The 21842-nt window shown below is 60.9% G+C and carries 17 protein-coding genes; 6 read left to right on the top strand and 11 right to left on the bottom strand.

Annotation, left to right across the window (positions count from 1 at the left end; genetic code table 11):
- Positions 1-336: 336 nt before the first annotated feature.
- The 6 genes from GSQ73_RS10570 to GSQ73_RS10595 form a co-directional block, all read right to left on the bottom strand.
- Entirely contained in the window at positions 337-2196 is a 1860-nt protein-coding gene (locus GSQ73_RS10570; protein ID WP_216844764.1) for a sugar-binding domain-containing protein, read from the bottom strand.
- 39 nt (positions 2197-2235) lie between these two features.
- Positions 2236-4215: a glycoside hydrolase family 76 protein gene (locus tag GSQ73_RS10575; protein WP_254063381.1), complete on the bottom strand. Its 1980-nt coding sequence runs from the start codon at positions 4213-4215 to the stop codon at positions 2236-2238.
- Between the two features lie 83 nt (positions 4216-4298).
- Positions 4299-6662, bottom strand: a complete 2364-nt coding sequence (locus GSQ73_RS10580) for a GH92 family glycosyl hydrolase (RefSeq protein ID WP_158883792.1) — start codon at positions 6660-6662, stop codon at positions 4299-4301.
- A gap of 84 nt (positions 6663-6746) precedes the next feature.
- Entirely contained in the window at positions 6747-9938 is a 3192-nt protein-coding gene (locus GSQ73_RS10585) for a TonB-dependent receptor (RefSeq protein WP_158883794.1), read from the bottom strand.
- A gap of 766 nt (positions 9939-10704) precedes the next feature.
- Positions 10705-11067, bottom strand: a complete 363-nt coding sequence (locus GSQ73_RS10590; RefSeq protein WP_158883796.1) for a hypothetical protein — start codon at positions 11065-11067, stop codon at positions 10705-10707.
- The gene (locus GSQ73_RS10595) at positions 11064-11606 is read right to left on the bottom strand and encodes a polymer-forming cytoskeletal protein (RefSeq protein ID WP_158883798.1); all 543 of its coding nucleotides are present in this window, start codon (positions 11604-11606) and stop codon (positions 11064-11066) included. Before GSQ73_RS10595 ends, GSQ73_RS10590 begins: the two co-directional genes overlap by 4 nt.
- A 336-nt stretch (positions 11607-11942) precedes the next feature.
- On the opposite strand from GSQ73_RS10595, the gene GSQ73_RS10600 reads away from it, so the two are divergent.
- Both GSQ73_RS10600 and GSQ73_RS10605 read left to right on the top strand, forming a co-directional pair.
- Positions 11943-12671, top strand: coding sequence for a hypothetical protein (locus tag GSQ73_RS10600; protein WP_158883800.1), 729 nt, complete (start codon positions 11943-11945; stop codon positions 12669-12671).
- 217 nt (positions 12672-12888) lie between these two features.
- Positions 12889-13878 carry a VOC family protein gene (locus tag GSQ73_RS10605; RefSeq protein WP_158883802.1) on the top strand — a complete coding sequence of 330 codons (990 nt, stop codon included), beginning with the start codon at positions 12889-12891 and terminating at the stop codon, positions 13876-13878.
- A gap of 32 nt (positions 13879-13910) precedes the next feature.
- Here GSQ73_RS10605 and GSQ73_RS10610 read toward each other — a convergent pair whose 3' ends face one another.
- Entirely contained in the window at positions 13911-14657 is a 747-nt protein-coding gene (locus GSQ73_RS10610) for a DUF899 family protein (protein WP_174236091.1), read from the bottom strand.
- 71 nt (positions 14658-14728) lie between these two features.
- Positions 14729-15535 (bottom strand): DUF899 domain-containing protein, encoded by an 807-nt coding sequence (locus tag GSQ73_RS10615; RefSeq protein WP_158883804.1) that lies wholly within the window; start codon positions 15533-15535, stop codon positions 14729-14731.
- Between the two features lie 284 nt (positions 15536-15819).
- Here GSQ73_RS10615 and GSQ73_RS10620 point away from each other — a divergent pair, with 284 nt between their 5' ends.
- From GSQ73_RS10620 to GSQ73_RS10630, 3 genes are all read left to right on the top strand, one after another.
- The gene (locus GSQ73_RS10620) at positions 15820-16269 is read left to right on the top strand and encodes a helix-turn-helix transcriptional regulator (protein WP_158883806.1); all 450 of its coding nucleotides are present in this window, start codon (positions 15820-15822) and stop codon (positions 16267-16269) included.
- Positions 16266-16709 (top strand): VOC family protein, encoded by a 444-nt coding sequence (locus GSQ73_RS10625; RefSeq protein WP_254063382.1) that lies wholly within the window; start codon positions 16266-16268, stop codon positions 16707-16709. Before GSQ73_RS10620 ends, GSQ73_RS10625 begins: the two co-directional genes overlap by 4 nt.
- Positions 16710-16785: 76 nt before the next feature.
- The gene (locus GSQ73_RS10630; protein WP_158883808.1) at positions 16786-17184 is read left to right on the top strand and encodes a DUF1801 domain-containing protein; all 399 of its coding nucleotides are present in this window, start codon (positions 16786-16788) and stop codon (positions 17182-17184) included.
- 76 nt (positions 17185-17260) lie between these two features.
- On the opposite strand, the gene GSQ73_RS10635 is transcribed toward GSQ73_RS10630, so the two are convergent.
- The gene (locus GSQ73_RS10635) at positions 17261-17728 is read right to left on the bottom strand and encodes a hypothetical protein (RefSeq protein WP_174236092.1); all 468 of its coding nucleotides are present in this window, start codon (positions 17726-17728) and stop codon (positions 17261-17263) included.
- A 415-nt stretch (positions 17729-18143) separates the two neighbouring features.
- On the opposite strand from GSQ73_RS10635, the gene GSQ73_RS10640 reads away from it, so the two are divergent.
- A complete protein-coding gene (locus GSQ73_RS10640) occupies positions 18144-18494 on the top strand; it encodes a hypothetical protein (RefSeq protein ID WP_158883810.1) in 351 nt (116 codons plus the stop codon).
- Positions 18495-19364: 870 nt separating this feature from the next.
- Here GSQ73_RS10640 and GSQ73_RS10645 read toward each other — a convergent pair.
- Together GSQ73_RS10645 and GSQ73_RS10650 are read right to left on the bottom strand one after the other, a co-directional pair.
- Positions 19365-20876, bottom strand: a complete 1512-nt coding sequence (locus GSQ73_RS10645; protein WP_158883812.1) for a hypothetical protein — start codon at positions 20874-20876, stop codon at positions 19365-19367.
- Positions 20877-21121: 245 nt separating this feature from the next.
- Positions 21122-21727 (bottom strand): TetR/AcrR family transcriptional regulator, encoded by a 606-nt coding sequence (locus GSQ73_RS10650; protein WP_158883814.1) that lies wholly within the window; start codon positions 21725-21727, stop codon positions 21122-21124.
- Positions 21728-21842: the final 115 nt, after the last annotated feature.

Here is a 21842-nt window from a genome sequence, read left to right on the forward strand (position 1 = left end):
GTGATTGAAAGCCACGCTGATGCCCTGCGAAAGCCACCCGAAGCCCGCTCCCGGTCCCATGGATCGTGTCGTCATGTTTGCTTCCCTGATGATCGGCGCCCCCGCGCCGCGTTGGCGGAGCATAGCGGTTCGCGGTTGATGCTATCCAGAGATTCGCGGTGGCTGCATTGCCGACTTGCAAGGACTTGCGAAGTGATCGGCACGCTCGCGCTTTTGAGGATCAAGAGCGAGCTTCCCCTGTTTGGAGGGGAGGGGACCGATCTTGAAGTCTCCATTTATACGTCCAGATCAGTGCCTGGCGTTGAGTCGTTGCTCAGGTCCTGCGTCAAAGCATGCTCAGAGTGAACCGTTCGCACGGATCGTCGCCTGATTGATCGCGCATACTTTTGCCTCGTCCACTTTTTCGATTTTGCGGTCGTAGGTGTACAGGCCGTTGTGCTCGCCTTCGACGTCGGTGATTTGCGTGTAGACGCTGCCGGATACGCCGATGGCCGGGCCCTTGTCGCGCAGCACGGCGGTGTTGGCGACGTAGCCCTCGTTGAGCGCTTCGTTGTCTTTCACCCCGCCATAGGGATTGATGGCGGTGTTGGGCCACACATGGCCGGGGACGCCGAGCGTCAGGCCGCCGTGTTCGCCATCGATGGCGGCGCGCGTGGCGTCCGGGCTCGGCAGGCCGGGGCCTTGATAGTCGTGCACGTCGTAGACATCGCCGGCGTGCGGATCGCCTTTGGTGTCGCAGCAATTGGCACCGCTGCGCGCATCGACCAGGCGCGACGGATCGAGTTGCTTGATCTGTGCGGCCAGTTCGGCTGCGGCCGGAATGTTCCACTGACCCCAGCCTTCGTTGAACGGAATCCAGCCGATGATCGAGGTGTTGCCCTTGAGCTGCGTGACGATGGCGGAGACGCTGGCGCGGAATCCTGCCTTGTCGGCGTCGCTGAGTTTGTCGTTGCTGCCAGTGGGCAGCGCCGGCATGTCCTGCCACACCATCAGGCCGATGTGGTCGGCCCAGTAATACCAGCGCGCGGGTTCGACCTTGATGTGCTTGCGGATGGTGTTGAAGCCGAGGTCTTTGGTTTTCTGGATGTCGAACTTGAGGGCAGCGTCGGTGGGTGCGGTATAGATGCCGTCAGGCCAATAACCTTGATCCAGCGTGGCGAGCAGAAACGTCGGCTTGCCGTTGAGCACGATGCGATTGCGCCCGTCGACTTTCGCGATGCCGATGCTGCGCAGGCCGGCGTAGCTGGTCACATCATCGCGCTGGTCGCCGTGAACAAGGGTTGCCTTGAAGGTGTACAGAAACGGATCTTGCGGGCTCCACAGATGCGGACGCGCGATGGCGAGGCGCAGCGGTTGGTTGGCGGGTCCGCGCGCTTCGCCAACCGGCTTGCCGTCCACATACGCGATGACGTGCAGTGCGGCGTCGACGCTGTCGCCTTGCAGCGTCGAATTCACCGTGAAGGCATCCAGGCTGGATACTGCGGTGAAATCCAGTTGAGCCAGGCTGGTGGCAGGCACCGGCTCCAGCCACACCGACTGCCAGATGCCAGAGGCTGCGGTGTAGAAGATGCCGTCCGGTTTCAGTCGCTGCTTGCCGACCATCACGTTCTCGCTGTCCACCGGCGCGTGAACGGCGACGACGATCTCCTGCGAGCCCTTCGCGTGAAGTGCTGCCGTGATATCCGCGCTGAAGGACGTATAGCCGTCCATATGTCGAGCCACTTTTTTACCGTTGACGTACACCGTGGCGCTCTGCGCGACGGCGCCGAAGTTCAGCCGCACGTGCTGGCCATGCGCAGTGAAGCTCGCCGGAACATCCACCATCCGGCGATACGTCATGAAGTCCGAATGCTTTTGTACGCCCGACAGCACCGACTCGATCGGGTAGGGCACCAGCACCTTGTCCTTCAACGTCTGGCCGAACAGCGGCGCACTCTGCACATCGCTTGCCGCGTATTGCCACAACCCGTTGAGGCTCATCCATCGAGGATGCCCCAGCGACGGGCGTGCCAGTTGCGGTCGTGGGTAGTCGGGCAGCGCGTTGCGCGGCGAAACTTCGGCCGTCCATGGCGTCGACAATGGTGCGATCTTGCCGCTCCACGTGGCGGCTTGCGTCGTCGCCATTGCTGCCGGGGCGAGTCCCATCGTTGCCGTCATGCCCATCCAGACCATCGCGCGCGGAGCCTTCAACATCATTCGGTGTTCCTCATCAGTGAGGGAAAAACATGGGGTCGGCTATTCGATGATATTCGCTGCGACGTGGTACACGCGTCCACCCCAACCATCATCGGGGAACGAGTCGGATACCTTGAGATAGACCGGCCTCGCACCGTTGCTGGCGGGCGGCAGGTACGGCGTCAGGTCGATGATCTGGTCGGCCTTGTTCGAGCCATCGGTGATCGGCTGATCTTCCTTCAGCACCGTCGTCCACGTCTGATTGTCGGCGCTGACCTGCACCAGGTATTCGGCGTCGATGGTCAGCGTGACATGCGCGGATGTCGTATCGGACGGGAACGGGAAGCGATAGGTGAAGTACGAGTTTCCATCGGCAAACCGATTCTGTACGCCGTTGCTCTGCGAGTGGGTGCCATCGAACAACCACGGATTTTCGTCGACGGTACCCGTGTCGAAGTTGATCGCATGCGCAATCAGTACATCGGCCTGCGTGTCGAAGCGCAACCCGGGTGCCGTGACGGTGGCAGTCATCGCATGATGTCCGTCGGTGGCCGCGGACGGCACGGTGAGTTGCAGCGGCGTCGTGCCGCTGACGGGGTTTGCCGTGCCGTGCGGACGCAGATGCAGTTGCGTCGATGCGGGCGAGACGCTCCATCCTTCGGGCGCCTGGATCGATGCCTGGACATTGACCGGAAGCCAACCCGTCGCCGAAGTTCCCAGATTGATGGCGATGGATGAATTGCCCGACGCCGACGGCATGATCACCGGTTGCGCGGGAGACAGCGTGTCGGCGAGCGATTCCTGTGGTGTCCAAAGCGGTACTTCGCCGAGCAGCGCGCTCATGGCGCTGGCCTCGGTGCGCCAATCGAAGACGTTGGGATGGTCGTCACTCGTCGCGCCGGACCAGCGGGTGCCGAGTCGGCCGGCCGCATCGCGATCGTCGTTCCATATGGTGTTGGCCTGCGTGTCGAGGAAGGACCGATAAGTTCGATCATTGGTAGTGTCGACCAAGTCAGTCCAGTAACGCATGAAGATGCCCTTGAACTGCTTGCCGTTGTCGTCGCAGGTCTGGTCGAGCGCATCGCAGCTTTCGGTAAGGACGCCGTTGGACACCAGTCCATTCGTACCGATCGCGGCATCCGCCAACCGGCGCACCGTCTTCAAAATGGTCGGGTCGCGCGTGGCGCGCCAAAGTTCCAGGCCCGCGCCGATCGCCATGCCCTGGTTGTAGCTCCATACGGTCTGTCCGTTGTTGGTGCACGTATCGGTGAGGCCATCGTTGACGAGTCCGTTGGCGTTGATCATGCCGCTGCCCTGGAACCACGCCCAGGCCGTGCGCGAACGATCGAGCCACACGCGGTCACCACGAAGTCGGTTGTGCAGTTCGGCGGTGAGGCGAATCCACAGTCCGTTGGTGACGGCGTTCTTGTACGTGCGCTCGGCGTTCCACCACACGCCACCGCTGCACGTGCCGGTATCCCAATAGCCGTCCACGTAAGTAGCGATGGTGACCGCCATGTCCAGATACTTCCGGTTGCCGGTCACGTCATACGCCTGCACCCAGGTCAGGCCCCACCACTCGGTGTCATCGATGGCGCGGCTGGTGAAATTGCCGAGCAGGGGATCGCCGGACAACACGCCGGCCGGAAACACGCCCTTGTCCTTCTCGAACGTGTTGTCCAGTTGACCGACATAACGACGGTCACCGGTGCGTTGCATGTAGTCGCCAATCGTTTGCAGCGCGACGGCGGAATTCCACCAGCTGGAGGGGAACCAGGCCTTGTCCGGATCGTACGAACTCATCAGCACATCCGCAGCAACGCGGGATCGCGCGACGGTCGTCGGCCCATCGGCCTGCATTCCGGATTGGTGGGCCTGCACGACGGTGGTCGGCGCGAGCGCGGCGGCAAGTGTCATCAGAGCGGTCACGGCCAGTGTCATGGGCAGGCGTACGCGCGGCGCGTATGGACGTCCAAATGCAATTTTCGAGAACGGGCTCACCAGCGACATGATTCGCTTGGATCGGATCAACAGATTCATGATCAGGGCTCTCCTGTCAGGAAGGAAAAACGGAATCGAATTCACTCGGCGCACGAATCGCACCGAAACTTGTTCTGCGGAAATCACGGCGCAATCGCCGACATCGAAGGTGGCGCGTCGTGCGGATCGGAGCCCCACGTCTTGCTCGGCTCCGGCCCCATCGTGAGTACCAGCGTCGCGCCATTCTCGATATCGGCATGGCTGAACCACGGTTTGGTCCACGGCTTGCCGTTGAGCGTGGCGGACTGGATGTACTTGTTCCGCTCCGAGTTGTTGCGCGCATCGATTTCGAAAACCTTGCCATTGCCCATCTGCAAGCGAACGCGATCGAAGATCGGGCTGCCGATGACGTAATCGGGCGTGGAGGGATCAACCGGATAGAAACCCATGGCGCTCAGCGCATACCACGATGACGTGGAGCCCTGATCGTCCATGCCGGGATAGCCGTAGCCGGTGACATCGCTGCCGTAGAGGTCGGCGAGGATGCGACGCGTCAGTGCCTGCGTCTTCCACGGCTGGCCGCTCCACGCATAGAGATACGCCGCCTGCTGATCGGGCTGATTGCCCTGCACGTATTGCCCGATCACGCCGGTGCAGTCGCGGCAGATGCCCTTCGGCGCATACGGCGTGGAGAAGAACGTGTCGAGCTTGGCGTTGAACGCATCGCGACCGCCGAGCAGATTCATCAGGCCCTGCACGTCATGCGGTACAAGCCATAGCGTGGACCAACCCGAGCCTTCCTTCGACATGAAGTTGTAGTAAGGCTCAGCCGGATCGAAGGGCGATATCCACTTGCCGTCTTCGGTGCGGCCGCGCATGAAACCGACCGACGGATCGAACACGTTGCGGTAGTTCGTTGCGCGACGCATGAACATTTGTGCATCGTCGGTCTTGCCGAGTCGACGCGCGACATCGGCTAGCGCGTGGTCGTCCCATGCGTATTCGAGCGTGGTGGCGACGCCGGCTTTTCCGGCAGCGTAGGGCGGGCTCGGATTGCCCGGCGGAATGATGTCGGAGATCCAGCCGTTCTTCATGTATTCGGCGAGATAACCGCGCGGCCCCTTCGGATCGGTGGCGTTCTTGCGCAGCGATTCGTACGCGGCGGCGTAATCGAACGTGATGCCGCGTTGCATGGCGCCGTCGTAGAGGAATACCGCGTGGTCGCCGTGGAACGAGGTGTTCATGTAGCCGCGGTCGTGCGCCATGTCCAGTTCGGACTGCATGATGTCGCGGACGACTTCGGGCTCAAGCAACATCAATAAGGTGATCTGGTTGCGGCCGGTATCCCAAAACGGCACGGGCGTGTAGCGGTCGTAGCTGACGACTTGCACCTGACCATGCATATCGGTGAATTTCTGGCCCTTGCGCGCGATCAACCGCGGGCTGGCGAAGGAGTGATACAGCGTGGAGTAGAACAACATGCGCTGCTTCGGCGTGCCGCCGGTCACTTCCACACGGTCGAACAGTTTCGCCCAGGCCGCGCGCGCCTCGTCGTGCACGCGATCGAAGTCGAAGGCGTGGCCTTCGGCATTCAGTCGCTGGTCCGCTTCTTCGACGCTGTGGCCGTGGGCGATGCGCACTACCACTTGCTCGCCGGCTTGCGTGTCGAAGGTGACGTAGGCACCGGCGTAATGGCCGGAAACCGTGCGACGGTCGGCCTGCACGTCTTCGGTACCAAGCCCTCGATTTTTTTCGTCCTCGTTGGCGTGGAAGGTGCCGAAGCGCGCAAACGGGCGGGAGAACTCGGCCACGAAATAAGCGCCATCCGTATCGCGCTCGCCGCGCGTGCCTTCAGCCATGCCACGGATGGTGTGGTCGCCGATCACTTCCACGTCGCCACCGGCGTGACGCAAATTGACCACGACGTTCGAGCGATGGCTTGCCGGGAAAGTGAATCGCATCAGGCTCGACCACTGCGCCGCCGTGAGTTCGGCGCGCGTGTGGAAAGTCGCGAGGTCGACCGCGTAATAGCCGGGCGATGCCTTCTCGCTCATCTTGTCGTAGTACGACGGCGCGTAGTCCGGCGGCATGTTCCAGTCGCCGACCACCGGCATGATCATCGGCGCGGCGCGCGCGCCATACGTCGAGCCGCCACCAGTGAAGCCGATCATGGTGGGGCGCGCGTAGCCATAGGAAACCGCCACACCGGTGGGATAGCTGAGGTCGGCGTTGACGTTGACTGGTGCCGCTTCGGTCGAACTTTGCGGCAGGCTCGCGCCCGGCGATGTCATGCCCGAATACAGCGGCTCGCCGGGCGGCGGCGCATTGCCGATCAACTCTTTTCGATCGAGCGGCGCGGTGCCGACCAGCGGGTTGGCTTCATCGACGGCCGGGTAGGAGTGAGCGTGTTTGTTGTCCTTGGCGTGTCCTGCGCCGAGTGTTCCAAGCGCGAAAATCGACAACACGATGACGAGAGCACGGGGGAGGCGTGCCTTGGACGAATTCATGATGTATTCCTGCGACGGAGTGGGATGCATGCGTTGTTGCAACGACGAGGTCGGGTGAAAAACCCGACCTCGTCCGTTCCTTGCTCAGTCGCCATCACCGAACTTGTAGGTCACACCCACGTAGTACTGACGTCCGGCGTATTCGAGCGAGTACAAACGCGCGCGGGTGTCGTCGCCCAGATACTCGTGCGGCGTCGACTTGGTCAGGTTGATGATCGACGCGGTCAGCATCAGGTGCTTGTTGAACTCGTAATCGCCGTTCAGATCGATCTGGTGGTATGGCTGCGAATAAATCGGCAGACCCGACGACAAGCCCTGCATGGTGCGACCGGTCCAATTGTCGCTGGCGCGCAGCAACAGTCCGTTCTTTTCGTAGAACAGCGACACGTTGGCCGCGTATTTGGCGCTGCCGATCAGTTCGGATTTGCCGACCAGCGTGTCCCCCAGCGACACCGGGGTTTCGTTGGTCTTGTTGAGCGTGTAATTGGCGATGTAGCCAAAGCCCGCATCCCACGTGTGCTGCGCGTAGAGCTCGATGCCCTTGGATTCGCCCGAACGACCGTTGGCGTTGGTGCTGTACTGCATGAAGTTCTGCGAGGTGCCGCCCACATCCACGTTGATGTTGTCGACGGTGACCGGTACGACGAAGTTTTTGACTTCCTTCTTGAACAGATCCAGGCCGATGACGGAGTGGGGCCCGTAGTACCACTCGCCCGCCAGATCGAACTGGGTGGCTGTGAATGGTTGCAGATCTGCATTGGCGCCACTGCCGTACCAGCCCGGAAGCGGTGCACCGAACTGCTTGCGGTCGTTGTAGTAAGCCTGCGTATCGTTGGTCAGGCTGCCCAGTTGGGCCAGATCGGTGTAGTTGGCGCGGGCCATCGCTTGCGAACCGGCGGCGCGTACTACGAAGTCGTTTGCCAGCGTCCACGCGATGTTGAAGCTCGGCAGGAACTTGTTGTATCGCTTGCTGGTGGAGGCGTTGGTAAAGGACTGCACCACCGCTTGTTCCTGCGGCAGATACTGGAAATCACCTGGCGCGCAGGCACCGCCGGCGACGTTCTTGCCAGTGGCCGGGCAGATCAGGATGTTGCCGCCGGCGTCGTGGTAGTACACCGCATTGTTGGTGGTGATCTCGTCGGCGACGGTGAGGTTCTGCTTGGTGCTGACGAAGCGCAGACCCACATTGCCGCGCAGCGTGCCGGTGTCGAAGTTCGCCTGCACATACGCTGCGGAAATCTTTTCCTGGATCGACGACTTGTCTTCGGGGTGGTTGAAGAGCACTCGGTCGTAGGTCGAGTTGAGATGGTCGTAGTAGGCCGGGAAATTGATTGCCGGGAAGGTGCTGTCGTTGTATGCCTCGGTATTGCCGTCAAGCGAATTCGCCTCGAGGAAACCTGCCGGCAACTGACCGGCATTCGGATCGCAGGTCTGGAACTGCGATGTCGTGCCCTTGCAGTACCAGCGCATCTCGTTGTTCTGCTGTTCGGCGTTGTTGTCGCGGAACTTGGCACCAAACTGCAGCGATTGAATCCAGCTGTTGTCGAAGGCCCACGTGAAATCCGCTTGGGCAAAGTTCTGCGAGGTTGAGGTGTTGACCATGTTGGAGCCGGTCGAACCAAGATCCACCTGACCCGCGCCGGCCAGCATGTTCTGCAGCACATTCGGCGAGGCGGTGATGGTCGGCTTGCCGTCCAGCGTCCACTCGGCGCCGTTGCTGCCATCCACCCACTGGCCGTTGACGAAGTTGCGCGGCTTGGCCGCCATGTTCAGTTCAATCGACGGGCCACCCGTCGCCCACGTGCGACCGACGTTGAACGTGCCACTGAGAGCGCCGCCGTTGTCCCATTCGCCTTCGAGGTTGATCGTCTGCGAGGTGGCCTTTTCAACGGAGTAGTTGCCGGTGACCCACGGGATTTCCGTGGAGCAGACATCGACCGGCTGGCGTTGCGCGCCGGTGCTGGGGTTGGTGGTCGCATTGCAGCCTTGACCCGCGGGCGGAAGCACGTAGTTCGCGCCGGTGACAACGGTGTGCGATGGATCGAACGTCAAACCGTTCGGCGCGAGCAGGCGACCTTGCTGATCGGTGAAGTCACTGTTGCTCGGCAAGCCCCATTCCGGAACCTCCAGCGTGTTGGTGATCTGCGTTTGCTGACGCTCGAAGCGGAAGTAGTTACCGGTCATCAGGAAATGATCGGTGGGCTTGAACTGCATGGTGGCCTGCAGGCCCTGCGTCTTCAAATCCAGCTGATTGCGGCTGGTAGAAAACTGCTGTGGCATCCAGTAGCCCGAGTAGCTGTTGCCGGCCTGATCGACCACGCCGCCACCCGGCCACAGCGCGAGATTGGGCGCCACGTCGGCACCATACGGCTGGCCCTTCGTGTCCGTTGGTTGATGGGTACACGTGGAGTAATCGGTGCAGTTGTTGTCCCACCAGTGCCAGCTCGACGCGTTGGACGTGTAGTCGATATCCCGGCGCTTCTGGTACGAACCTGCGACGAGGAAGCCGAGGGTCTGGTCCTTGTTTTTCCACGACCACAACGCCGACACCTGCGGACTGATCTTGCCGCTGTTGTCCGATCCCGCACCGTTGACGGAGATGAAGCCGTCGTTCGCCTTCATCTCCAGCGGGCGACGCGTGCGCAGGTCCACATTGCCGCCGATACCGCCTTCGTCCAGCCGCGCTTCAAGGCTCTTGTAGAGCTTGATGTCCGAAAACATGTTGGCCGGCATCATCGTGTAGTTGAACGAACGCGTGAGGCCCGCGGAGGTATCGGCCGAGGCGACGTAATTGCCGTTCAACTCCGTCAAGGTCAGCTCGGGCGACAGGCCGCGGATGCTGACCGTCTTGCCTTCACCGGATTCGCGCGTGATGACCACGCCAGGCACATGCGCGAGCGCGTCGGCAATGTTCTTGGCAGGGAACTGGGCGATGTTCTGCGCGTTGATCACCTCGACGATGGAATTGGCGTCGCGCTTGTCCTGCACGTTCTGGTCGATCGACTGGCGATAGCTGGTGACGACGACAGCCTGAAGGTCGGTGGTGTTTGCAGTGTTTGCGGTCTTGCTCTTGTCGGCCGACTTGTTCTTGTCGTTCTTCGCCTTGGCGTTGTTCGGCGTTTGAGCTTGCGCCGGAGTTGCTGTCGCGCTTGAAGCAGGCGCAGAGTTTTGCGCGAGGGCATTGGCAGGCATTCCCAGGCCGCCGAGTGACAAGGTTGCCAGGGCGAGAGCGACATACAGCGGCTTGCGGGCGGAAACGTGCGTCAGGTAATTCATGTTGTGGTGATCCCCATGCGAGTGCGTCTTTCCGGCGAGTCCGGGTTCAGTCCGGCTCGCGCTATGAAGTCAAAGACAGCTGACCGTTTTGGCTTTTGCGTCGTCTTGCGGATGGTGTGGTCCACAAAGAATCGAACTGGAGCCTGCACGGTGATTCCCCCCACGGGTGCCCGTCTGCAGCTGGTGTCCTGGCGTGTTTTACGGCTGTTGCTCTCCCTCTCCTGTTGAATTTAGAACGATCTAAATTTTTTGGCGTTTGATGCGTCGTCGTGTTCGAATTCGGGTGATTTTCGGTAGCTCTCCGGAAGGTCAGGCTGCGTGCGCGGGCGTGTTGCCATGCGCTGCCGTATCAGGAAATGTCGGGTTACAAGACGATCGAATGGGGCCGCGTTGCTACCCGACTCGATCGCAAGGCCGTGGTACCTGCCGCGAAAGATGACAGGGAGATTGCCCGTTCGCGTCCACGAAAAGTGTGAGCCGGTGCACATTTTTTGCGCTTAAATCGTGCTGCATTGCGGCATCGACGGAAGAAGTTTCGGCCAATCATCGGATCGCCGGACGTTCCGGCATTCATCGCGGACGCATCGATCCGATGGTCCTCATTACCGCAAAAAATCAGCTGTAAAAAAATGAAATGGGCGAGCGTCGGGAATGTCCCGGACTGATGAAACTCTGTGCAAAACAAACAGTCACGCACACTCGCCATGGAGTCGCGTGGTCGCCATCGCGGTTCCCGCGGCGTAATGCACGCCCTGAACTGCGCGCATTAATGCCAGGTGCGCTTCCCGCCCGTGGGTGCAGGGTTCATCTCGACACTGAGAGTAAACGTGCGTTGTTCATCCGGTCTCATGGCACCGACGCCAACCAGCTTGCGCGCGACTTCTTCGCCGCGCTCGTTGCGGATGGTCAGCACCATCGAATATTCCCACGCACCGTTGTCAACCGGATTGCGAAAGCTGCCTTCCACGCGCAGCGGCGTGGAGGCGGACGTCGTGGCGGTACTGGTCGGTTCGGCGAAGCGCAGCTTGTGGCGGCAGGCGGGACACACACTCGCACTTTCCAGAATGGTTTCCCGGCAGTGCGGACAGGTACGCGTCGCCCCGGCGCTACCCTGGGGCGCATGGCTCATAACGCATTGCCATCGTGTCCGGGATGCTTGCGCGCGTTGCTGCCATCGGCGTCGTCCCAGCCGAACTCGGCCTGGCCGCGCATGCGTGAGCCGGCCGCGACGCTGAGTGATCCGGCTTTCAGGTCGCCGGTGAGTGCGCCGGTCTGCAGCAGATCCACATGCACTGCGGATTCGATGTTGCCGACCAGTTCGCCCGCGATGGTTACTTTCTCTGCGCGCACGCTGCCGGTGACCCGCGCGCCGGGTTCAATGGTGAGGTCGCCGCGCACGTTCACATCGCCCTTGAAGCTGCCGGCGATGCGCACGTGACCGGCGCCTTCGATCTTGCCTTCGATGGTTATCTCGGGCGCGATCAGTGACTCGGTCTTCGGTTTGCTCGGCGTCACGACGGGCGTGGGCGCCGACGTGGAGCGAAAGGACGATGATGGCGCCGGCGTTTCAACCTCCGGTCGGGTTTCAGGATTGGCGCGATGCGTCAGGTCCGCGACTTCGGGTGTGTCAGCGGAGGAGGTTTTGACGGGTTCTTTCCACAGGGCCATGACGCACTCCGCTTTCGATCAAGGGACGGTGACCGTACCCCCAAACGATCGTTATGGAAACCGCAGGAAATCAGCCAGTTCAGGTTATGTGGGCAGAGTTAACGTCAACGTCTCAAAAATCGACACGCCGCCCTGATGAATGCAGCGAGGCTTCTCCGAAAATCGTCTCGACCTGCGAAATCGTGTGCAGGTTCCACTGGCAAACGATGCTGCCGATGTCGCTCGGTTCCTGCGATGGTTTGATGGCGTTGTTGTCGCTCACATCGCTTCGACCGCATCCATGGCACACCGCGTTGTCGGCTGCACCGCGGCCGCCCTCGCGCAAGGTGGTGTGACATGCCGAACATCCTCAAAGAATGGAAGGTGCTGCCGCACGGCAAGCTGGCGCAGGTCGATGATGGCCTGCTCACCGTGACAGGTGATATCCGCATGCCGCTGGTGGATTTCGAACGCCGCATGACAGTCGCGCGCCTGCGTGACGGACGACTCGTTGTCTACAGCGCGATCGCGCTCGATGAAGACGAAATGCAGGCGCTCGAGGGGTTCGGCTCGATGGCCTTTCTCGTCGTGCCAGGCGATCACCATCGCCGCGATGTCGGCATATGGAAAACACGTTATCCCAACGTGCAGGTGATCGCGCCTGCCGGCGCGATCGACAAGGTGCGGGAGATCGTGGCCGTCGATACGGATCACAACGCCTTCGAAGATCCCGAAGTGGATCTGGTGACCGTGCCCGGCACCGATGGCCACGAATCCGCGTTGGTGATCAAGCGTGCGGCCGGCACGACGATCGTGGTGAACGATCTGATCGCGAACATGCAGAAGTCGGGCGGCTTCGGCGGTTGGTTGCTCGCGCGCATGGGGTACGCCGGCGACGAACCGCAGATTCCCGCCTTCGCAAAAAAGAAACTCGTCGACGATGCCGACGCGCTCGCCGCGCAATTGCGCCAATGGGCCGACGACCCGCGACTGGTTCGGATTCTTCCGTCGCATGGCTTGCCGATCGAGAACGATCCTTCGGGAACGCTGCGACGATTGGCGGCGTCGCTGTCTGAAAGTGGATGAGGTAGAGCGGAGAACGAAGAACGGAGAACGGAGAACCTGGGTGATTTCGCGCGACTGTGAAACATGTGTTCGAACGAAAGTCGAAGAACGAAGTCGAATCAGTCGAACATATCGAGCCGCATGTTCTCTATTTCCCATCATCCTTTCTCCGTTTTCCTCGTGGCCTTCATGCACCGCCGATGGCAGAATCGCTGCACTTTCTCCGAGGAAGTTTCCAATGCGCGCAAAGCTGCTGGGTTCGGTCGTGTTTCTTTCTTTCGGAGCATTACAAGCAACGCCCGTTTCCACGTCGCCCACGCGGCTCGATCACATCCTGCTGTGGGGGCGCAGCATCGATCAGGTCACGTCGATAATGGCGGTCAAGCTGGGTTTTCAGGTTCGTCCCGGACACGATCCTGGCGGCGTGGCGAATCGGTATGTGCGCCTTGCCGACAGCAGTTTTGTCGAGCTGCTCGGCATCACCAAACCTGACCCGGTTTTCGATCCGGGTATGAAGGAAGACCAGAACGTATTCAAGGGCGGCCCCGGATCGCGAAGCTTTGGATTTCGTTCTTCCGCGCTCGACGCGATTCGTCGTTTGATGTTGGACCAGCACTACGCGGTGACGCCGTTTTTCAGTGGCCCGGGTGACGCAAAGAAACCTGGCTGGCGTCTGTTTGCGTTCGACCACGCGCCTTTATCGAGCAGCACTTTCTTCATCGACTATGCGGCGGACTACGCGCCCGATCAGTTCGATCCTTCCAACATGGGCGATTACGACGCGACGCGCGAACATCCGAACGGCGCACGCGAAATGTCGTCGATATGGCTGGTGTCGGGCGACGCCGAATCCGATCGCAAACAGCTCGAAAAAATGGGCTTCGGTCACGCGGTGCCCATCAAGTTGCCCGCGTTGGGAGCCAGCGGTTTCTGCGTGCCGGTTGGCCCGACGGCACTGCTCGCGCTGCAGCCGGATGGCAACGGCATCGCTGCCGAAACGATGGCACACGGCAGCCCGCGCATCCTTGGCGTGAGCTATGGCGTCATCGATCTGGGGCGCGCGCAACGATGGGTGGAGCGTGGTTACGAGCAAAAGCTCACAACGTATCGCGGCTTGTCGGGCGAATCTTTCCTCGCGCCAACGCGTGACGATCTCGGTCTGTCGATCGAGTTCCACGCGATGCAGTCGGGCATGGCACCCTGTGCCGGCGCGCGGCTGCGGAAGTAACCCGACGCGAAGTCACAGCGAACTTTTCGGGCTCAGTCAGCGCCGTTTCCGAGATCGTCGGAATAACCGGCTTCGACGCGCGACCATTGCGCGGTTGGACGTCCATACGTGCGCATGCGCTGCTTGCCATCCCATCGTTGCGGCCAGCCGGCGGGCGAATCCTCCCAGGTTTCCTGCCGACCGTAGACGGTGAGGTCGAGTAGTCGGTAGTCGTTGTCCATCGCCTCGACGCCGCGCATCCAGGTCCAGTAGGTCTCGAACACGCGCGACTCTTCGCGCAGGTAACAGACGAGATGCATCATGCCGGGCTTGCGTCCGGCCAGCAGGGTGTCAATCGACGCCTGCGCCGAATACCACGGCATCGTCCAGCCCATGAAGTTGCGGTAGCGCGAGCTTTCTTCGTACGGGCCCTGGCAGAACGTGGCATAGGTGGCGTCGCGCGCATGCAGTGGCGACAGTTCACGCACCTGCGAGGTAAAAAACGTGCACCCCTCGCACTGCGCGCGCGCCGGTTGGCCCGGAAACCACATGAGGTAATACGCGATCAGCAAGCGACGTCCTTCGAATGCATCGAGCAAGGTTGTTTCGCCGCGCTCGCCGATGAGCGTTGTCGTCGCATCCATTTCGACCATCGGCAGGCGCCGGCGTGAGGCGGCAATGGCATCGCCCTCGCGCATATGCGTTTTTTCACGAACGCGCAGCGCGTCCACTTCAGCAAGGTAGGTGTCGCGATCGACGATGTTGGGTGCTTTCAGTTCGTCGTTCAATGCATTGTTCATGCGTATGTCTCCATCGGCGTGTGATGCGACCTGTGCTGTTGTCGATACCTGCGCGAACCGTGCATCGGTGCTTAATCTTCGTGCTTGCGGAAAGCGGCCTCGCCGGCTTCCGACACGCGATCCCATGCCGGATCGACGGCAGCGCCAGGTTCGTAAAGCTCGTGCCAGTTCCACCATTTGTATGGCCGGCTCTGCGGATAACCTTGGGGCGAGTCCTCCCAGATTTCCTGCCGGCCAAGCGCAGTCATGTCGAGGTAGCTCCACGTCGTGCCCATCGCCTCGTCGCCACGGCCGTTGATGAAACAGGTGCGGAACACGCGATCGCCGTCGCGGATAAAGGCATTGTGGCCATGCCATTCGTCCACGCCGAAGTCTGCGTCGAAGCTGTCGGTGATGGTGTACCAAGGGATTTTCTCCCGACCCATTTTTGCCTTGAGCCGCGCGATGTCTGCCTGCGGTGCGCGTGACGCATAAGCGAGTGTGGTGCCACGCGCATTCAAATGAGCGAGGTGACCGACCTGGTCGGCGCCGAACGAACAGCCGATGCATGCATGCTCAGGCCAGCCATGCACACCGGGCTCGAAAAATGCGCGATAGACGATCAACTGACGCCGACCCGCGAACAGATCCAGCAGGCTCAGCTTGCCTTCGGGACCATCGAATGCATACATTTTTTCAACCGCCATCCACGGCATGCGTCGCCGCTCGGCGGCCAGCGCATCGTGGCTGCGCATGACGGCTTTCTCCTTGACGAGCAATTGCTCACGCGCTGCATGCCACTCTTGCGGCGACACCACAGGATGAGCAGCGATGGCGCGCTGCGTCGGGTTTCCATCTCTCTCCGGCAGGTCGTTGATCGATGATTTTTTCGTGCCCATGGCAATCTCCGGGTTGAGCGATCTGCGCGTCGAACAGGATGCCGCTCGCGTCTATCGCTCGATGTGGTGATGGGCCAGTTTTACTTCCATACGTCGAAGACCGGGAGTGACAATCGTGGCGGGATTCATGCTTACGCCGGGTGAAAAAAATCCACATGCTGCCGTGCTTGCTCTCGACGGGTTGTAACGCCTGCCGACGGCCGCACAACCATTTCTTCCCGCGCGCACTTGTGCTTTCCCGACGGACTTGAGCGCAACTTGCCTCACATGGGATGCTCGATCCGATGAACAACCGCACCGCCGAAGCGCAACGTCTCCGCGACCTCGCGAGACTGCGTCGTGTGCGCGACCGCATCGATCGCGACTACGCGAAACCGCTGGATGTCGAAGCGCTTGCGCTCGGCGTGCACATGTCGGGCGGGCACCTGAGTCGCCAGTTCAAGCTGGCCTTCGGCGAGTCGCCGTACAGCTATCTGATGACGCGACGCATCGAGCGCGCGATGGCGCTGCTGCGTCGTGGTGACCTCAGCGTTACCGACGTGTGCTTCACAGTGGGCTGTGCTTCGCTTGGAACATTCAGCACGCGCTTCACCGAGCTGGTCGGGGTATCACCCGGCGTCTATCGGCGTGAAGCGGCGCTCGCGACGGAAGGACTGCCATCCTGCGTGGCGCGACAGATCACGCGACCGGTCAGGAATCGAGAAGCGCCCGCGGCCGAACCGGATCTAGCATGACGATTCTTTCCACAGCGGGCACGAAAACCATGCACATCAACATTCATGCGAGCTTCCTTCCGCAGACCGACCCGGATGCCTCGCTCGCGTTTTATCGCGACACGCTCGGCTTCGAGGTGCGCAAGGACGTCGGCTACAACGGCCTGCGCTGGATCACCGTCGGCCCGCCTAACCAGCCCGGCACATCCATCGTGCTGTATCCGCCCACTGCAAGCCCTGGCATCACGGATGATGAAAAGCGCACCATTGCGGAGATGATGGCGAAAGGTACTTACGCAATCATGCTGCTGGCGACTCCGAATCTCGATGCCGCTTTCGAAAAAATCGTCGCCAGTGGTGCCGAGATCGTCGAGGAGCCGACCGATCAGCCGTACGGCATTCGCGATTGTGCCGTGCGTGATCCCGCAGGCAATCTGCTTCGCGTGCAGCAGCAGCCCTAAGTAGTACGTCGTGCGCCGTGTCGTTCATGGCACTCAAGCGACACGACACTGATCACTCGATCAATGGGAAATGAGCATGAAGAGCAGCACGAAAGAAACCAGCAGCGGCGATCCCTCGCAGTTGATCGATGCACGGATTGCGGAACTCGGCGACTGGCGTGGGGAGGCACTCGCGAAAGTCCGCGCGCTCATCAGGCAGGCCGACCCCGAAGTCGTCGAGGAATGGAAATGGCGCGGCGTGCCCGTGTGGGAGCACAGCGGCATCCTCTGCACCGGCGAAACCTACAAGAACTGCGTCAAGCTGACCTTCGCCAAGGGCGCATCGCTGGACGATCCGTCGAAACTTTTCAACGCAAGCCTCGAAGGCAATACTCGCCGTGCCATCGACATCCACGAATCCGACAAGGTCAACGGCGCGGCATTGAAGGCACTGATTCGTGCGGCAATCGCTCTGAATGTTTCCCGCAAGAAATAGAAGCGCTTCCATGGCGAGCGACACCCGCACGATCGTCTTCCGCCAGCGACGTGCGCGACTCTGAAAGCGTAACGATTCAGCGCAGTGGCGCGCTTGCCGTGTCGCCCTTGCAGGTTATTGGCGAGCCATCGTTTCCAACCACCTGGGAAAAACTCGACCCATTGTGGTTGATGACGATGCCGTCGTCGCAGCGCTGGTTCCGGTCCAGCTTGTAGCTTGCCTGCACGCGGAGTTCTTCCTGCTGCTTTCGATTCTGCAGAACGAGTTGCTGCGCCTGATATTGCTGCGCCTGCTCGTTTACCTGTTGATAGGTGCTGGACAGGTCATCACGCTGATGTTTCAGATCGGCCGCCAGTTGGGCGTGATACTGCTCGGCATGCGCCTTGGCCTGTTGCGCTTCAAGTTCGGCGGTGCGTGCGGACTCGCGCATGATTTCATCAGCGTGGCGTGCCGCGGAATACTGGGAGATTCCGTTCCACGCAAGCACGGCGACAATAACCGCCGCCACGGCAGCTCCGACTTTCCACGACAACGGCATGGCCATCGCGACCGACTCCCAGCAAGGTGGTGTATCCCCGAACCGGCAACATACCGTGCGCCGGCAGATGGATTCTAGCAGGGCGAAAATCCTTCTCGGGAAGCCAAAACGGGCACGAAGGGCGGGCGATCAACGGGCGCGTTTCGGCTTCAGTCGCGCATGATGTCTTGAGAGCAAATCTTTGGCACAGCCGCAGTTTCATTGACGCCAGACATGGCGAATAAATGCAGCTCGACGATTTCTCCCCGCGCGCCGGTCGATCTGCGGTCACGTTGGTAGTGTTTCATCACGAGCGCGTATGGCTGGCCGGAGTTGCATTGGGCCCGAATTGTTGACGACACTCGCACAAGTCCTGAAAAATGCCGTGCGAGCCTTGACAGCTTAAAATCAGTGCCGTGTCCGATCCTTGAGCGGAATATTCATGACACACGCATGGGACTCGATGGAAAACAACCTGCTCGATGAACTTGCGTCGATCATCGAAGTGGTTGGGCGTGTCGATGTCCAAATTCGCGAGAGTGTCCAGTCATGTCGACGGAGCGAGGCGCAGCGACTGGCCGCGGCGCTGGTGAATCTGCTGGAAGAAAAGCGCGACCATGGCGAGGCCATGCGACGGAATTTGATCGATCTGCACGACACGAATCAGGCAAACATGGCGTCGTTTCAGCGCTGTTCCGACATGTCGATTTATTTGCTGAGCCTGCTGTCGACCCGCCTTCCGATATACCAGCGAATATGCACTCGCTTGATGGGGGACCTTGGTAGCGCATGACATTGGTTGGAGGGGCTCTGAGTTGCCGGTTTTCAGATCGGCATGGCTTCCATCGTGGCGCGGATCGGCGACGCATCGCCATCGCAACTATTCGCCCACTATCTTGCCCGATATAGAGCGCCAGCATCATCCTCGTCTCCGCGATCATCGGCTTGACTCTGCTCCTGCTCGGTCTTCAACGCCGGCACCATCTCGGCAAGACCCACGCAGGCACCGGCACCGCGTCGACAGCAACGCCACACCGAGTTGCGGCGTCGATAAGTGCGGTATCAGCGCCACCAGCGTCGCACCCGAGCGTGGCCGCGAGCAGGACGATGGTTCCGCTGGCGCGCCCCGAAACACCCGCCAGCTCGATTGATGCGTGCGAGGTTGATCGAGATCGCCACAAACAACAACACCGCCAGCGCCGCTGCCGCACCTTCGGCCGCCACCAGAAATCCGACCAGCCCGCAATCGCTGAAGCTTCCATGGATGCCATTCACCTAGATGGTTTGTCTGATGCCGACCACGCTGCACTGAGGATACGCCGCGCATCGCGTGTGCCGGCGCCGAGTGTAGATTTGAAACCGCCGTAAACGTCGTCCGGTTTGTACTTGCGTCCACGGAGTTGAGGCGCCTCAGTCTGCAGCGGTGGGGAAGGGGGAAATGGATGCCCCAGCCACGCTGGCTACTAACGGCCGTTACCGTCTGCGCAATCGCCACCGTTGTCAGCCTGTGCCAGATAGCACGCAAACGGCCACGCCGCGCCCGCAACAAGCCGAGCAACAGACCAAAACTCTGAAGCTTGTGGATGCGCGACAGGGCGCATCAAGCGCTGGATCCAGTCTTGGTCAGGATGGCGGCCCAGGCACCAAACGCCCAGGCACAAACTCATCTTCCGATCCGCTTCACGCAGCCCTTCAATGCATCCTCGCTCAACCCGGGCACCACCATCACCGACCGCACCCTTCCGATCCCTGCCTTCTGTTCTTCCAGCATTTTCAGACAGCCCTCAAATAGCCTGCCAGGCAGTGCCATCTGCTCGCCCTTGTCGATGTAGCGCGAGAGCCAGTCCTCGATAGCGCCACCACCTTCATCCGCATAGCTGCGCACGAGATTCGCCCGCACGCCAAGCGATGGATTGGCCGCAAAGCGATCGCGCATATGCAGCAGTACCTCGTTCATCGTTTTGTGACCCTGTGTTCGCGCGCGCAACCGCGCATCGAGTATCCACGCCAGGATCGCGCCGCGCTTGTATGGCACCTCCTGCACATCGCGACTCTTCCAGAAGCCCGTGGCCACTTCGCTATTGGTGATGTGTCGTGCCGGCGACATGTCGTAACCGGTGCTGATGGAGTTGAAGTCGTTGGCAAAATCTTGAAGCGTCCACGCGCCCGACCCCAGCATCGCGCGGCTGGTATGGAATACGGTGAAACCTTCGGAGTACCAGTAGGCGAGGGGTTCGTCCGCGCCGTCGGGCATGCGGCCGGTGCGCCTGGGTATCCACATGTGTGTGTATTCATGCGTGATCAACCCGTGCACCGTGACGGGCGTGACCTTGCGGGCGACGTAGGCAGCAAAGGCGCCGTCGCGACCCACGCCGGCGTTGAAGTAGTCATTACGATCCATCGCCACCACGGTCACGGTGAACGGGCCGGTGGTGTCGTTCCAGAAAGCGCGCTGTTCGCTGATCACGGCAGCGGCGATGTCGGCATAACCATCCAGTGGAATCATCCAGTGACCGACCGCGGCCATTCGAAGTGTGCCACCACGAATCGGGCGCGTGGCCCGTTGCACATGGGTGCCACCGACCATCGTGGTCTGCAGCAGATTCTGCAGCGTGAGCGGCCCGGCTTTCGCCAGCTCCTGCAATGGCGTCACCAGCATCCATGTCACGGGACCTTTCCATTCGAACCGCACGACGGCCTTCGTGTCGCCGTCGGGATGCGCGAACAGATTTTCCCCCATCCCTTGGAACCAGTCCGCGCCCATCAATATGTCCTGATAGCCACTGCCGCCGACCAATGTGGCATCGGTAGCGGGCGTCAAGCGATAGAGGATTTCGACACGACTGCCGGCCGCGGCATGCAATGTCCATATTCCATCAGAAGTGCTCGCCAGCGTGCCCGCATGCACGGCGGTCGCCATCACCTTGCGCGACGGTGTTTCCTGGCCAATGCCTTGGGGCGGTCTGATTCGCGCGAGACCCGATGCCGGCATGTCAAAGGCCATCCGCATGTCGAGCGCTTCGAGCTTTCCATCCACCAACGCCGGCTGCAGCTGATATGAGAGCGATGTGATGCTGTCTTGGGGAGCGGCAAAAGCCGCCGGCACGATAACCGCCATCAGCAGCAACGCGGATCGCAGCAGCCGGCGAACGTATAAACGAAGGACAGACGACATGAGCGACTCCGAGCAGTTGCGATCCGGTCAACCAGCAAGAATCTGGCCACCCGACCACACAACAAGAATCACCATGGCTACGCAGTTTCGACGCTGCCAAGGCGAGCTGCTCGATGTCCGCGGACATGGAATGGATATGCCGGACACATCAACGCATGAACGATGTCGTTGAAGATGCATCGGGAAGTTTTGCTCTCCTGCCTGAGCACTTGATCCGCCCATCCAGCGTGCGTCAGTCACGAAAATCACCCTTCAACCACATTCCCGATATACAACGCCAGCATCTTCCTCGCCTCCGCGATCAAAGGCTTGCGACGTTGCTCCTGCTCGGTTTTCAACGCGGGTACCATTTTCATCACCTGCGCGATCAACACCGACGCCGCATCCGCCTGACGTGCGGTAAGTCGGTGATTCGCCGCACGCAGGATGGTCGCCACCTGCTGGCGCATGGCGCCGCGCAACGGCATGCGGCGTTCCATGATGCCGGCCACGACGTGCGTGAGGGCGATGGCTGCGTCTCGATCCTTGCGCAAATCCAGCATACGATCGACCAGCAAATTCGCAAGTTGCGTGGGTGACATGCCGGGCGCTCGCGCCACAAGCGTTTGCAGCGTGCGCGAGGCGTGATCGGCATAGCGCGTGAAGAGTGCTTCGGCCAAGGCTTCTTTCGACGGAAAAAACTGGTACAGCGAACCGATCGATGCGCCGGCGTGCGCGGCGATCTCGGTCATGGTGGTGGCTTCGTAGCCCTTCGCAGTAAACAGCGTGGCACTCGCATCCAGCAGCGCAGCGACACGCAATCGACCGCGCTCTCGTTGCGGCGCCTTCGCAGTCGGCGGCTGAATTGACACTATGTGAGCCTCACTCATAAACTATGTTTGTGAGTTTCCTTCATAAATCTCCTGCCTGCAACAAGGTGCGCTGCGTGCGGTCTCTTTGCTCCATCGAGCGAAGCCGGCGGCCTGC

Source organism: Rhodanobacter sp. L36, from assembly GCF_009765755.1.
GTDB lineage: Bacteria > Pseudomonadota > Gammaproteobacteria > Xanthomonadales > Rhodanobacteraceae > Rhodanobacter.

Bases quoted from the DNA above. Each gene is read 5' to 3' on its own strand.
- GSQ73_RS10570 (WP_216844764.1), bottom strand. From the start codon at position 2,196: ATGATGTTGAAGGCTCCGCGCGCGATGGTCTGGATGGGCATGACGGCA.
- GSQ73_RS10575 (WP_254063381.1), bottom strand. From the start codon at position 4,215: ATGAATCTGTTGATCCGATCCAAGCGAATCATGTCGCTGGTGAGCCCG.
- GSQ73_RS10580 (WP_158883792.1), bottom strand. From the start codon at position 6,662: ATGAATTCGTCCAAGGCACGCCTCCCCCGTGCTCTCGTCATCGTGTTG.
- GSQ73_RS10585 (WP_158883794.1), bottom strand. From the start codon at position 9,938: ATGAATTACCTGACGCACGTTTCCGCCCGCAAGCCGCTGTATGTCGCT.
- GSQ73_RS10590 (WP_158883796.1), bottom strand. From the start codon at position 11,067: ATGAGCCATGCGCCCCAGGGTAGCGCCGGGGCGACGCGTACCTGTCCG.
- GSQ73_RS10595 (WP_158883798.1), bottom strand. From the start codon at position 11,606: ATGGCCCTGTGGAAAGAACCCGTCAAAACCTCCTCCGCTGACACACCC.
- GSQ73_RS10600 (WP_158883800.1), top strand. From the start codon at position 11,943: ATGCCGAACATCCTCAAAGAATGGAAGGTGCTGCCGCACGGCAAGCTG.
- GSQ73_RS10605 (WP_158883802.1), top strand. From the start codon at position 12,889: ATGCGCGCAAAGCTGCTGGGTTCGGTCGTGTTTCTTTCTTTCGGAGCA.
- GSQ73_RS10610 (WP_174236091.1), bottom strand. From the start codon at position 14,657: ATGAACAATGCATTGAACGACGAACTGAAAGCACCCAACATCGTCGAT.
- GSQ73_RS10615 (WP_158883804.1), bottom strand. From the start codon at position 15,535: ATGGGCACGAAAAAATCATCGATCAACGACCTGCCGGAGAGAGATGGA.
- GSQ73_RS10620 (WP_158883806.1), top strand. From the start codon at position 15,820: ATGAACAACCGCACCGCCGAAGCGCAACGTCTCCGCGACCTCGCGAGA.
- GSQ73_RS10625 (WP_254063382.1), top strand. From the start codon at position 16,266: ATGACGATTCTTTCCACAGCGGGCACGAAAACCATGCACATCAACATT.
- GSQ73_RS10630 (WP_158883808.1), top strand. From the start codon at position 16,786: ATGAAGAGCAGCACGAAAGAAACCAGCAGCGGCGATCCCTCGCAGTTG.
- GSQ73_RS10635 (WP_174236092.1), bottom strand. From the start codon at position 17,728: ATGGCCATGCCGTTGTCGTGGAAAGTCGGAGCTGCCGTGGCGGCGGTT.
- GSQ73_RS10640 (WP_158883810.1), top strand. From the start codon at position 18,144: ATGACACACGCATGGGACTCGATGGAAAACAACCTGCTCGATGAACTT.
- GSQ73_RS10645 (WP_158883812.1), bottom strand. From the start codon at position 20,876: ATGTCGTCTGTCCTTCGTTTATACGTTCGCCGGCTGCTGCGATCCGCG.